We start from the raw sequence: 12,285 nt of genomic DNA on the forward strand, positions 1-12,285 counted from the left end.
CAGCCGCAGCCGGCAAACACCCTCATCACGGGCGCGCGTGCGGAGCAAGCCGAGGTGATGGCCGCCCTCGAGCAGATCGAGGCCCGCACCGCGCTGATCCCGATCCTGCAGCAAGCGCGGATGAACGCGAGCCTCCTGGTGAGCGTAACGCATGGCGACCCGAAGCTCGATAACGTGCTCTTCGCGCGCGATGCCGACCGGGCCCTCTGTCTCATCGACCTCGATACGCTCCAGCCTGGATTGCGGCAGCATGATATCGCTGACTGTCTGCGCTCCTGCTGCAACCGCGTCGGCGACGGCAATCAGGCGCCGCGCGCTCACTTCGACCTGAACCTGTGCCGCGCGCTGTTGGGCGGCTATGCCGAGCTGGCCGCGCCGCTGTTCGACCGCGCCGCCCTCGCCTTCCTGTACCCGGCGATCCGGCTGATCCCGCTCGAGCTGGCGATGCGGTTCCTGGCCGACTATCTCCAGGGCGACCGCTACTTCCGCGTCGTCCGCCCACAGCAAAACCTCGACAAGGCGCTGATCCAGCTCGCGCTGGTCGCCGACATCGAGGCCAAGCGCGCCGACATCGAGCGTATCATCGGCGACTGTTTCAGCTGCCGGCAGCACCGAGCATGAGCGATCATCTGACCGAGATCCTCGCCCTCCTGGTCGTGATCGGCATCGCCGTGCAATGGATCGGTTGGCGACTGCAAATCCCAGCCATCATCCTGCTCAGTCTGAGCGGGCTCCTGGTCGGTCCCGGGTTCGGTCTGTTTCGACCGAGCGAGGCCCTCGGCGAGGCCTATCAGCCGCTGATCAACCTCGCCGTTGCCGCCATCCTGTTCGAGGGTGGCCTCTCGCTGCACTTTGCCGAACTCAGACAGGCCGCGTCCGTCGTCAACCGCCTGGTGACCATCGCGGTGGCGTTGAGCCTCGCGCTGACGGCAGCGGCGGCGCATTGGATCGGCGGCCTGTCCTGGGCGGTGGCGCTGATCTTCGGCGCCATCATGACCGTCACTGGCCCCACGGTGATCCTGCCGCTGCTGCGTCAGGCACGCTTGAAGCGACGGCCGGCGTCTTATCTGAAGTGGGAAGGCATCGTCAACGATCCCATCGGCGCCCTGTTGGCGGTGGTGCTATTCGACTATGTCACCAGCACCGGCGCCGGCCCGAGCCCGCTGGATGAGGCCCTATTGCGCATGGCCAGCGGCGTCGCCACGGCGCTGTTCCTCGGCGGTGTCGGCGGTTGGCTACTCGGGCGCGCGTTCTTGAGCGGCAAGGTGCCCGAATACCTCAAGGGCCCGCTCGCGCTAGCGGCGGCGATCGGCGTCTATACGCTCTCCAACCTGGTGCTGCACGAAGCCGGCCTGATCGCGGCCACGGTGCTCGGGATCGTGCTCGGCAATATGAACCTGCCAAGTATCGGCGAGATCCGCCGCTTCAAGGAGTACATCGCCATCCTGCTGGTGTCCTGTGTGTTCCTGTTGCTCACCGCCGACCTGGACCCGCAGATCATGGCGGCGATGGATTGGCGCAGCGGCGCGCTGGTCGCTGTGGTCATCCTCATCGTCCGTCCGTTGGCGGTCTGGATCAGCACCATCGGTGTTGGCATGCCCTGGCAAGAGCGCGCGCTGGTGGGCTGGATCGCACCGCGCGGCGTGGTGGCGGCGGCGGTCGCCGGCGTCTTCGGCCCGGCCTTGGCCGAACACGGCTTTGCGGGCGCGGAGCAGCTGCTACCACTGGTGTTCACGCTGATCCTGCTCACCGTGGTCTTACACGGCTTCAGCTTGGGCTGGATGGCCCGGCGCCTGCGCCTAAGCACGCAGCAGCGCGGCGGCCTCATCATTGCCGGTGGCTCGGCATGGAGCAACGGGCTCGCCAAGGCCCTGCACGAGCGCGAGGTGCCGGTCATCGTGGTCGACAACGCCTGGCACCGGTTGCGCAGCGCGCGCCTCGCCGGAGTGCCGGTCTACTTCGGCGAACTGCTGTCGGAACATGCGGAATATGCGCTGGAGCTGGGCGCCTATGGCACCCTCCTCGCGGCCAGCAACAACGATTCCTATAACGCCCTGGTGTGCGCGCACTTCGCGCCGGAACTGGGAACGCAGAAGGTGTTTCAACTCGCCAGCAGCGAGACCGATACCGCCGCGGCGCGGCGACCAGCACCGGCAGCGCGCGGGCGCACCGCATTCTCCAGCGAGGTGCAATACGAAGACCTGCAACGGCACTGGTATCAGGGCTGGGGCTTCCACGGCACCCGCATCAGCGAGAGCTTCGATCTGAAGGCGATGCACTCGGCGTTGCCCAAGGGCGCGATCCCACTGCTGGTGATCAGTAGCGACAAAGAGATCAGCCTGATCGAAGCCAATACGTCCCTGAAGGCCGCCCCTGGCCAGCGCGTGCTCTGGTTCGGTTGCAAGAATGCCTGCGACGACGCAGAGCCCGGGGCGGCACCGGCGGGCAAAACCGCGGATGCCAGCGGTGACCCCGCCGACGGGTGAACGGCTCCCAAGCCAGGGCCTATCCCGGACCCGGGTTGGGCGTGACACGAGCGCGCCGATTCGCCCGCCAGGCGCTGATCCGCCAATAGCCCCAGGCCAGGAGCGCGATCCAGAACGCGGCCAACCAACCGATGACCCCATCGTAGTGACCGGCCAGGAAGGCCAGGGAGGCCGTCTCATCGCCGTCGGTCGCCCGCCGCGTGAGCTGGATGACGAAGACCCAGCCCGCATGCAGGCCGATGCACCAGCCGATGTGGCCGCTGCGCTCACGCACCAGCGCCAGGAAGACGCCGGCGCTGAACAGCGCCAGCAGCGAGTCCAGATGCTGCCATTGGAACAGACCCGCGAAGACCTGCAGGAACATGCTCCAGGTTCCGGCCCAGTCGAACGCGACACCCGGCGGCAGCGCGTGCGGCTTGAGAAAATGCACCAGTGCATAGAGCAGCGCCGAGCCGGCCGCCGCCGCGGCAACAGTCGCGCGGCGACGGATCGCCGAATAGAGCGCGCCCCGGAAGAAGGTCTCCTCGAGCAGGCCGATCAGCAGACCGCCGATCAGCGCCGCCACCGCCTTTTCGAGCAGGCTCGGCACCTGCAACTGTTCGACATCCGGCACGCGCACGCCGAGCATCAGCTCCAGCGACACCAGCGCGCCAAGGATCCCGATGCCGAGCAGCCAACCGCCGCCAATCGCCCGTACCAAGCGCGCGCGCGTGGGCGCCACCCCGAGCGCCTGGCGGTGCGCCAGCCCCATCAGGCGCAGAAAGGGCCAGAGACCGAGCAGGATGAACAGTTGCGCGAGCCGTCCCATGACCCGTCGCGGTTCATAGTCGAGCCAGCCGGTTTGTATCAGCGGATAGGTCAGTGCCGCCGCGAGCAACAGCGCGACGAACAGATAACCAAAGAAGAGCGCCGTCAGACGCGCCGCATGACCGGCGCCCTCGGCGGCGAGGAACCCCTTGGCCCTGGTGGCAAAAGACATCGCCCAGGCAACCGGCTGAGTAGACCGCATTGATCCGATCATCCGCCTCTGATGCGCGACAGCGACTTAGCTCACCGCCGGCGTCTGTCGCAGATAACGCGCGTCGAGCAACTGTTGCAGGACGAAATCGGCGACATCGGCGCGGGAAACGCGCGTTGCCTGGATCGACTTGTCGATCCCGCTGCGATAGCGGCCGGTGGCGGGGCCATCGGTCAGCCCGCCCGGCCGCACGATGGTCCAGTCGAGGCCGCTGTCGCGGATCAGCCGCTCCTGCTCTTCCTTGGCGGCCATGATCTTCTTCAGCGTCAGCTGCATGAGGACGCGGAAGAAGCCCGGCACCTGGTCGCGACTGTCACCGACGCCCAGCGAGGTCACCGCGATCAGGCGCTGGATGCCGAGGCGCTGCATGCCGGCAATGATGCGCTTGCTGCCCTCGGCCTCGACCGGTTGCGCGCTGCCGTGACTGCCGAGCACGCAGATCGCCGCATCGGTACCGCTCAGGCAGGTGTCCACGGCAGCTTGATCGAGGACATCGCCAGCGATCACGTCCAGGCCCGGCGCTGGCGCCAACGTGTCCGGGGAGCGCGCCAGCGCGCGGATCTGATGGCCGTTGGCCAGACCCTGGGCGAGCACCTGCCGCCCGGTTCCGCCGGTCGCGCCGAACAGTGCAATCCTCATCTGTCACCCGCCTCGGCAGTGCGCCGGAACAGCATCATGTAGTTCACCGCCATCGAGTCGCTGAAACTGAACGCCCGATTGAACGGATTCACCCGCACGCCGGTGCGATCCAAGGGCACCAACTGCTCGCCAAGCCCGTGCATCAATTCCTCGGGCTTGACCAGTTTGCGGTAGTGATGGGTGCCTTTCGGCAACCAACCCATGATCCGCTCGGCGCCGATGATGGCCATGAGCCAAGCCAGCGGCGTGCGATTGATGGTCGCGACCACCATCACGCCGCCCGGGCGCACCAGCCGCGCGCAATCCGCCAGAAAGTCGGGCAGATGCTCGACATGCTCGACCACCTCCATGTTGAGTACGGCATCGAAGGTCTCGCCGGCGGCGGCAAGATCGTGCACGGTGGCCAGTCGATAGTCGATCTCGAGCCCGCTCCAGTCGGCATGGATGCGGGAGACGCGGAGGTTCTTCTCGGTGATCTCGATGCCGGTCACTTGCGCCCCGAGCCGAGCCATCGGCTCGCTGAGGAGGCCCCCGCCACAGCCGATGTCGAGCAACCGCAATCCCTCGAGCGGGCGCGGCGCGGTCGCCTCGCGGGCGAAGAACCGGCAGAGCTGGGCGCGGATATAGTCGACCCGGAACCGATTCAGCTTATGCAGCGGCCAGAACGGTCCCTCCTCGTCCCACCAGCGATGGGCCAGTCGTTCAAAAAAGGCGACCTCGTTCGGGTCGATATCGGGGGCACTGAGGTGGACAGCCGTCATGGTCAGCAGCGTGTCGGTGAAGGGTGTTCGCAGAGATCGTGCTCATCCGCGTCGATTACAAGCCGGCCCTCGAGCGCGCGCACCGGCGCGAAGCTGCGTCGATGCTCGCGACAAGGACCGAGCCGCGTCAGGGCCTCGAGGTGGGCCTTGGTTCCGTAGCCTTTATGCCGCGCGAAGCCGTAGCCCGGATGGCGCCGATCGAGTTCGCGCATGCGTTGATCGCGCGCCACCTTGGCCAGGATCGAGGCCGCGCCGATGGCGATGACGGTCTGATCGCCGCGCACCACCGCCTGGGCCGGACAGCGCAGCCCGCTAGGACAGCGGTTGCCGTCGATCAGCGCCAGCGTGGGCGCGACCGCCAAGGCCTGCAGGGCTTCGCGCATCGCCAGCAACGCGGCCTGGAGGATATTGATCCGATCGATCTCGGCGACCTCGACGAAGGCCACCGCCCAGGCGAGCGCGGAGGCCTTGATCTCCTGCGCCAAGCGCTCGCGCCGTGCCGCCGAGAGCTGCTTCGAGTCGTTGATGCCGAGCGGGCTGTTCGTGGGATCGAGGATCACCGCCGCCGCACAAACCGGTCCGGCGAGTGGTCCACGCCCGGCCTCGTCGACGCCAGCGACGCCTCGCGCGGACCCGCGTGCCAGGGGGTGTGGGGAGAGCGCGCTAACCACCCGCTCTTACCCGCTTAGCCGCCAATTTCGTTGCCCTCTTCACTTTCACCATCACCCTCTTCAATCTCGCCATCATAAGTATCAAACCGAATCCTACCGTCTTCGCCGAGGATCCAAACTTCATGCGCCCCTTTCGATAAGGATCAGTCTATCGTTTCATCTCCTCTATCCGGACTACGCGCTGGCCTTTCAGGCCCCGCGCATTCATGGAAGATCCGCTTCTCACAGGTCGCGCAGACCGTCTTGTCGAGCTTCTGGTAGATCGCATGGATCGCCGCCTCCTTGCCCCGAAAGACATTGCGCGCGCCCCTCGCCTCGATGCAACCACAGGCCTCGAGCGTTTCCCACAGCCCCTGCTTGACGTTGATCAGGTACAGATCACCGCCCTCGCGTTGGCGGCGCTTAGCCTCATCCGCCAGGGCCTGCGCGCCTTGCAGGTCGACGAAATTGATGCCATTGGCCAGGATCGCCAGATGCTTTTGGCTCGGATGGCGCGCGCGCAGCAGATCGAAGCCGCGCTCGACATGGGCCACCGAGCCGAAGAACAGCGAGCCGTCGATGCGGATGAAGCGCAGCTGCGGGCACTGGGTCACCTCCGGCTCGCTGGAGAAGGCATGCTTGGGCAGGCGCGGGTCCGGCGCCAGGGTCACGATGCGCGGCTTGGAGGTCCGCTCCAGATAGAGCACCAAGGACAGCAGCACGCCGGCGAAGATCGCAAACTCCAGTTCCAAAAACAGCGCGGCAAAGAAGGTCACCCCCAGCACTGCGGTCTCGCGCTTGGAGGCGGTGAGGATATGGCGGATCTCTTTGCGATCGATCAGCCCCCAGGCGACCAGGAACAGCACCCCGGCCATCGCCGCGGTCGGCAGGTAGCTCGCCAGCGGTGCAACCAAGAGCACGATGACCATCAGCAGTAGCGCGGCGAAGACCGCCGCCAAGGGCGTGCGCGCACCGGCCTCGAAGTTGACGCCGCTGCGATTGAACGAGCCGGTGGCGACGTAGCCCGAGAAGAACGAACCGACAATGTTCGACAACCCCTGACCGATGAACTCCTGATTGCCATCGATGCGATAACCGCCGCGCGCCGCGAGCGCCCGCCCAATCGACACGGCCTCGGTCAGCGCGAACAGGGTCACCGCCAGCGCGGTCGGCGCCAGTTGCTTGATCTGGTCGAAGGTCGAGATCGGCGCCGAGAGCGGCGGCAGGCTCGCCGGCAAGGCGCCGACCGTGGCGATGCCAGTGTTGGCAGCACCCAGCCAGGCATCGAGCCCCAGGGCGACCAGGCTGCCACCAAGCATCGCCGCGATCATGTACGGCAACTTGGGCAGCCAGCGTTTGACCGCGATGCCGATCAGCAAGGTGGAGACCGCCACCGCCGTGGCGCTGGGGTTGATGTCGATCAGATGCTGACCAAACGCGATCAGGATGTGATGGAAATGACCACTCGCATCCATCTCCAAGCCGAAGAAGTGCTTCAGTTGCTTGGCGGCGATCAGAAACGCTGCGCCGGCGGTGAAACCGACCACGACCGAGTGCGAGATGAAATTGACCAGCGCCCCGAGGCGCGCGAACCCAAGCGCCAATTCGAGCACGCCGACCATGAAGGTCAGCGTCAGTGCCAGGCTCACATAGTCCGGCGTTCCCGGCACCGCCAGCAGCGAGAGCGCAGAGAAGAGCACCACCGAGGCCGCCGTCGTGGGGCCGGAGACCAGGTGGCGCGAGGAACCGAACAGCGCGGCGATGATCGTCGGCACCATGCCGGCATAGAGGCCATATTCCGGCGGCATGCCGGCGATGGTCGCGAAGGCCACGCCTTGCGGCAGCACGATGATGGCGCCAGTCAGCGCGGCGATGAGATCGGCGCGCAGATCCTCCGGGCGCACCTTGGGCAGCCAGACCAGGAAGGGAAACAGCCACGTCAGTCGGCTACGGAGTCGTGCAGGGGCCATGGGGAGCGTTCGATCGTTGTCGGCGTTGTTGTGGAGAGACCCGGCGGCGGGAGGCCGAGGCATGGCTAGGATGTCAGGAAAAGGCCCGCTTCGATAGGACCGATTTCGTCGCCGCTCGGCGGCGCTCAGTTGGCCGCTCGACCTGATTGCCGGACACCACTGACCCAGCAGCCCCGATTCCATGGGATGTTCGTGTCCGCGCGCCAAGGCGAATGGCGAGTTCAGTACGACCTGGCGATCGCTTGATATGGTGCATTTAAACCAACACTGGGGGATTTGCTGCCGGCGGGCGCATCCTGAGTGTCCAGGTTAATCGCCAACACCAACGACAGCAACGCCGAACGCAGGGCCTGATCACGAGGCCACCCGCCCTGCGGATCGGGCTTCGCGGATGCCGATGCGTATTCGCCGCAAGCAGGCACATGAGGCCCTGGGCGATTTCTGTCAAAGCGCATACCGCCTTAACAGTGCATACCGCCTTAACCGGGACCATGGCCATGGCCATGGCCTCTTGCGAGAGCGCGATCCGGCGGATCCTGAGCATCACAAACGGCGGATGGCGCTGTCGCTGGCGCGGGACATGCAGATCGCTGGCATGGGATATGCCGACCAATGGCACGAGATATGCGTTAAAGTGTAATGAGGCCAGCCTGGACGGGCGAGAGGTGAATCCCCTTCCGCGCCGAGCGCGCCGGGCGCGCTGGGCCTCGCTAAGCCTACCCATGACTTGAACAACGAGGTGAACCCGATGAACTGGGACGAAATCAAAGGCAAGTGGAATCAACTGCAAGGCCAGGCGAAGACCCGCTGGGCCAAGCTCACCGACGATGATCTGCTGGCCGTCGAAGGCCAAAAGGATAAGCTGGTCGGCAAGATCCAGGAACGTTACGGCATCACCAAGGAGGAGGCTGAGCGTCAGGTCGATGAGCACCAGTGGTCATAGCTCTTGCTCACCAATAGGCCGTTTTCCCACTGAAGACGGCTGAGGCCGTCACGGCGTCCCTGTCGTGAACGCCTCTCAACAAGACCTGCGCTGCTATCGGGCGGCGATCGGCAGGTCGCAACGGCCCATGTCCCTGATCACCACGACGATAAAGACCAACGGAGATGATCGAATGAAGACCCACACCGCCCCACTGACACTGATTGCCATGACCCTATCGGCGCTCTTGCTCTGGGGCTGCGAGAACCCGTCAGAGCCTGATGAATCGGACCCCGAATTCAGCGAGCAAGCCGGAGAGGCCGTCGAGGAGTCGGTGGAAGAGACGCAGGAAGCCGCCGATCGGGCGGCCGAGGCAACCCGGGAAGCCGCCAGGGAGGCCGCCGAGCGGACAGATCGCGCTCTCGAGGAGGGCGGCGATCGCGTCGAGGAGGGTGGCGATCGCGTCGAGTCCGCCACCGATTGATCGCCACTCGTTAACCTCAGGCGGCACAGGCGCCTAGGATGTTGGCGGAGTCGCCCCCAGCGTCAACAGCGCCTGTTGCACGCCATGACCATGCACCCGGGTGACCTCGAACAAGAGGTCGTTCCATTGAATGCGATCGCCCTTGCGCGGCGGTCGCCCCAGCTCGCTGAGGATCAATCCCGACACGGTTTCGACCTCGGGATGCTCAAGCGCCCGATCGATGACGTCGCCGAGCCGATCGAGTCGCAGCGTCCCCTCGACTTGGTAGCGATCAGGACCGATGGCCAGCACATCGGGGACATCGTCAGTCCCCTCTTCGATCTCACCGATGGCTTCGACGCAGATATCCTCGATGGTCAGGATGCCGGCGGTGCCGCCGTGCTCGTCCATCACCACGATCATCTGATTTCGGGTCTTGGCCATGCCCGCCAAGACGTCGTCAAGGGTGGCGGTCTCGGGCAAATAGGCCGTCTCGCGCACCACGGCCGGGTCGAGGCCACGACCCTCGCGCAGCAGACCGAGCAGATCCTTGATATGCACGGTGCCGAGGATGTGATCCAGATCGCCGCGGTAGACGGGATAGCGTGTGTGGCGGTGTCGTTTGAGGATCGCGCGCAACTGGGCATCGCTGGCATCGATCGGCAGACCCTGGGTGAAGACCCGCGGCACCATCGCCTGCTCGGCGGTCACCTCGCTGAAGTCGGCGAGCTCGCGGAAGACCCGCCCGCTCTCCTCGCTGAGCAATCCGCTGAGCTGACTTTCGCGGGCGATCAATTCCAGCTCATCAGGATCGAGGTAATGCTGGGCGCTGTGAGCGCGCTCGACGCCAACCAGACGCAACAGCAGGATGCCAGCCCGGTTGAGGCCACGCACCAGCGGGAAGAGCAGCAGGCCGATGACGCGCATGGGCGCGTTGACCCAGAGGGCGACCCGTTGCGCCTGACTCAGCGCCAGCGCCTTGGGGATCATCTCGCCGAGGACGATATGCAGATAGGTGATGAGGCCGATGGCCAGCACCGACGCCAGGCCATGCGAGGTCAGGCTCGCGCCCGCTTCGCTCAGCCCGAGCGCGGCCAGCCAGCCCTCGAAGAGGTGCGCGAGCTGGTGCTCGCCATACATCCCAAGCCCCAGGCTGGCGAAGGTGATACCCAGCTGTGCCGTCGCTACATAGCGGTCGAGCCGGTTCGGGTCTTCGAGCGTGAGCACCACCGCCTTGGCACGCCGGTCGCCCGCCTCGGCACGCGCGACCATGGCCGTGCGCGGGCTGCTGATGATGGCAAATTCGGCGGCGACAAAGAGCCCATTGAGGGCGACCAGCGCCAGCACGATCAACAGGATCGTCAGCAGCTCAGTCATCCGCGCCTCCGCCGACGGTCTCGGGTATCCAGACGATCACGGATTCGATGGCGGCGCCGGTCATCCGCTCGATCTCCAGGGCCATCTCGTCGGTGTGCAGACAGAGCGGGCCCGCTGGGACGGTCTCCAGGTGCTCGAGAATCCAGCCGGCCAGCGTCTCGGCATGGGTCGATTGGAAGCGCGCGGCACCCAGGGAGTGGGCCCATTCGCTCGCCGCTTCGAGCGTGAGCCGGCCCGGCAACCGCCAGCGCCCGTCCGCAAGGGGCGTTGGTACCTGCCCGGTCAAGGACTTGAATTCGTCGGAGAGCTCTCCGAGCAGCTCGCGGATGATGTCCTCCAAACTGATCAGCCCCTCGACATCGCCATACTCATCGACCACCAGGGCGATGCGCGCATGCCCGTCGCGCAGTTGGCTCAACGCGCGATCGATGCTCTGGCTGCTCGGCAGGAACAGCAACGGACGGACCAATGCATGGAGGCTGTCGAGCGTGTCTCCGCTTGCAATCGCGACCACCAGATCCTTCACATGCAGATAGCCCAGCACCTCATCCAAGCCACCCCGGTGGACGACCAGTCGGGTATAGGGAGAGGCGTCGATGACCGCCAGCAGTTCCGGCAGCGGCGCGTCGAGATCGAGTTTGGCGATCTGACCACGTGGCACCATGATTTGGCGCACCCGATGCTGGGCGAGCTGAATCGCCTCGCGCAAACGTTCGCTCTCTTTGTCCTGCAGCAAGCCGCCTTGACGACTCTCGCGGATCAGGAATTCGATCTCCTCGGGCGCATGCACATGTCGGTGGCTCGACTCGGCGGGGACACCGAGCCGGTGCAGAATCAGCGTACCGCTGCCGTTGAGCAACCGAATAAAGGGGTCGAACAGCAGCTGCGACCAGCGCATCGGCGGATAGGTCAGCAGCGCGCTACCTACGGGATACTGCAGTGCCAGGCTCTTGGGAATGAGCTCGCCGAAGATGACCTGGATCGAGGTGAGCAGGACCAAAATCACCGTCGCCGACAGGGCATGGGCGCTGACGGGTTCCAGTATCCCAAGCTCGGCCAACATCCTGCCCAGGGCGAGGCCGATCGTCGCCTGCCCGAAGGCGCCCAGCACCAGACTGGAGAGGGTGATGCCGATTTGGCAGCCAGCGATGTAACGATCCAGTTGCCCTGCATCGCGCAGGATCGGCAGCAACCCGGCGGCCAGGCGCCGACCTTGCGCGGCCAACTGCTCGACGCGCGTGATGCGCACGCTGATCGCGGCGAATTCGGCCGCGACATAGAGCGCATTGATGAGGATGAGCAGGAAGACGATTAACAGCGTCGAGAGGCTCATCGCTTCGCCCTCCGCCCAGGTTCCCATCCGCGAGCGCCGGGATGGGCGAATACTGGGCAGACAAGCCTAGCCAAGCCTGCCGCGCGCGGGCGGCAACTGTGAGGCTCGTCGACCTCCTCGGACACCGGATGGGGAGCGCCATGCGGCAGCGGATGCGCGTTCATCGACGGCGATTATGCCAGACAAGCCCTGGACTGACGACATCGTGCTGTTGTTGCCGGCGGCGGCCTCTGACGGTGGCCTCTGGCGGCGGCCTCTGGCGGCACACGGCTGTTCGGTCAGGTCACACGGATTCAGGCCGCCATCCACCAGCGGCCGATCTGAAACAGCAGCAGGCCCGCCGAGACCAGCGCGCCGGCGCCCGGCACCCAGATCGGTAGCCTCAGGACCGCGGCCGGCGTCTCCGGCTGGCGCCGCTTGATGCGCAGCAGACCCAGGTTCACCAGGGTAAAGACGACCAGGATGATCGCGCTGGTCGCCTCGGCCAGGGCCTCGAGTTCGAACGACAGCGCGAGCCCCAGGACCAACAGCGTCGCGAGCGCGGTGGCACGCACGGGCGTCTGCGTGCGCGCATGACCAGCGTCAGCCACGCCGGCGCGACTCCACGCGCGGCCATCCCATAGGCGACACGCGCGGCCATGACCATCTGCACCAGGGCGCTGTTGA

General features: G+C 65.9%; 13 protein-coding genes. 5 read left to right on the top strand and 8 right to left on the bottom strand.

Annotation, left to right across the window (positions count from 1 at the left end; translation table 11 throughout):
- Both ACLFQI_RS06845 and ACLFQI_RS06850 read left to right on the top strand, forming a co-directional pair.
- Positions 1-621: phosphotransferase enzyme family protein (locus ACLFQI_RS06845; RefSeq protein WP_410758159.1), on the top strand; the 621-nt coding region annotated here is incomplete at its 5' end.
- Positions 618-2,486, top strand: a complete 1,869-nt coding sequence (locus ACLFQI_RS06850) for a cation:proton antiporter (protein WP_410758160.1) — start codon at positions 618-620, stop codon at positions 2,484-2,486. The genes ACLFQI_RS06845 and ACLFQI_RS06850, both read left to right, overlap by 4 nt.
- 19 nt (positions 2,487-2,505) lie before the next feature.
- Here ACLFQI_RS06850 and ACLFQI_RS06855 read toward each other — a convergent pair whose 3' ends face one another.
- The 5 genes from ACLFQI_RS06855 to ACLFQI_RS06875 all read right to left on the bottom strand — a co-directional run bounded on the left by ACLFQI_RS06855 (position 2,506) and on the right by ACLFQI_RS06875 (position 7,524).
- Positions 2,506-3,465 carry a type II CAAX prenyl endopeptidase Rce1 family protein gene (locus ACLFQI_RS06855; RefSeq protein ID WP_410758161.1) on the bottom strand — a complete coding sequence of 320 codons (960 nt, stop codon included), beginning with the start codon at positions 3,463-3,465 and terminating at the stop codon, positions 2,506-2,508.
- Positions 3,466-3,531: 66 nt separating this feature from the next.
- Positions 3,532-4,143 carry an NAD(P)-dependent oxidoreductase gene (locus ACLFQI_RS06860; RefSeq protein ID WP_410758162.1) on the bottom strand — a complete coding sequence of 204 codons (612 nt, stop codon included), beginning with the start codon at positions 4,141-4,143 and terminating at the stop codon, positions 3,532-3,534.
- A complete protein-coding gene (gene ubiG / locus ACLFQI_RS06865; RefSeq protein ID WP_410758163.1) occupies positions 4,140-4,904 on the bottom strand; it encodes a bifunctional 2-polyprenyl-6-hydroxyphenol methylase/3-demethylubiquinol 3-O-methyltransferase UbiG in 765 nt (254 codons plus the stop codon). Before ubiG ends, ACLFQI_RS06860 begins: the two co-directional genes overlap by 4 nt.
- 2 nt (positions 4,905-4,906) lie before the next feature.
- Positions 4,907-5,548, bottom strand: coding sequence for a ribonuclease HII (gene rnhB, locus ACLFQI_RS06870; protein ID WP_410758173.1), 642 nt, complete (start codon positions 5,546-5,548; stop codon positions 4,907-4,909).
- Between the two features lie 170 nt (positions 5,549-5,718).
- Positions 5,719-7,524, bottom strand: coding sequence for a SulP family inorganic anion transporter (locus ACLFQI_RS06875; RefSeq protein WP_410758164.1), 1,806 nt, complete (start codon positions 7,522-7,524; stop codon positions 5,719-5,721).
- Between the two features lie 391 nt (positions 7,525-7,915).
- Between ACLFQI_RS06875 and ACLFQI_RS06880 the strand changes: the two genes are divergently transcribed.
- The 3 genes from ACLFQI_RS06880 to ACLFQI_RS06890 all read left to right on the top strand — a co-directional run bounded on the left by ACLFQI_RS06880 (position 7,916) and on the right by ACLFQI_RS06890 (position 8,930).
- Entirely contained in the window at positions 7,916-8,164 is a 249-nt protein-coding gene (locus ACLFQI_RS06880) for a hypothetical protein (protein ID WP_410758165.1), read from the top strand.
- A 108-nt stretch (positions 8,165-8,272) separates the two neighbouring features.
- Complete coding sequence (locus ACLFQI_RS06885; protein WP_410758166.1) at positions 8,273-8,467, top strand: CsbD family protein; 195 nt, start codon at positions 8,273-8,275, stop codon at positions 8,465-8,467.
- Positions 8,468-8,639: 172 nt separating this feature from the next.
- A complete protein-coding gene (locus tag ACLFQI_RS06890) occupies positions 8,640-8,930 on the top strand; it encodes a hypothetical protein (protein ID WP_410758167.1) in 291 nt (96 codons plus the stop codon).
- 33 nt (positions 8,931-8,963) lie between these two features.
- On the opposite strand, the gene ACLFQI_RS06895 is transcribed toward ACLFQI_RS06890, so the two are convergent.
- The 3 genes from ACLFQI_RS06895 to ACLFQI_RS06905 all read right to left on the bottom strand — a co-directional run bounded on the left by ACLFQI_RS06895 (position 8,964) and on the right by ACLFQI_RS06905 (position 12,209).
- A complete protein-coding gene (locus ACLFQI_RS06895; protein ID WP_410758169.1) occupies positions 8,964-10,286 on the bottom strand; it encodes a hemolysin family protein in 1,323 nt (440 codons plus the stop codon).
- On the bottom strand, positions 10,279-11,619 hold the full coding sequence (locus ACLFQI_RS06900) for a hemolysin family protein (protein ID WP_410758171.1): 1,341 nt from the start codon (positions 11,617-11,619) through the stop codon (positions 10,279-10,281). The genes ACLFQI_RS06895 and ACLFQI_RS06900 overlap by 8 nt, the downstream gene beginning before the upstream one ends.
- A gap of 293 nt (positions 11,620-11,912) precedes the next feature.
- Complete coding sequence (locus tag ACLFQI_RS06905) at positions 11,913-12,209, bottom strand: hypothetical protein (RefSeq protein ID WP_410758172.1); 297 nt, start codon at positions 12,207-12,209, stop codon at positions 11,913-11,915.
- Positions 12,210-12,285 lie beyond the last annotated feature (76 nt).

The organism is Halochromatium sp. (genome assembly GCF_046541315.1).
Lineage (GTDB): Bacteria > Pseudomonadota > Gammaproteobacteria > Chromatiales > Chromatiaceae > Lamprobacter.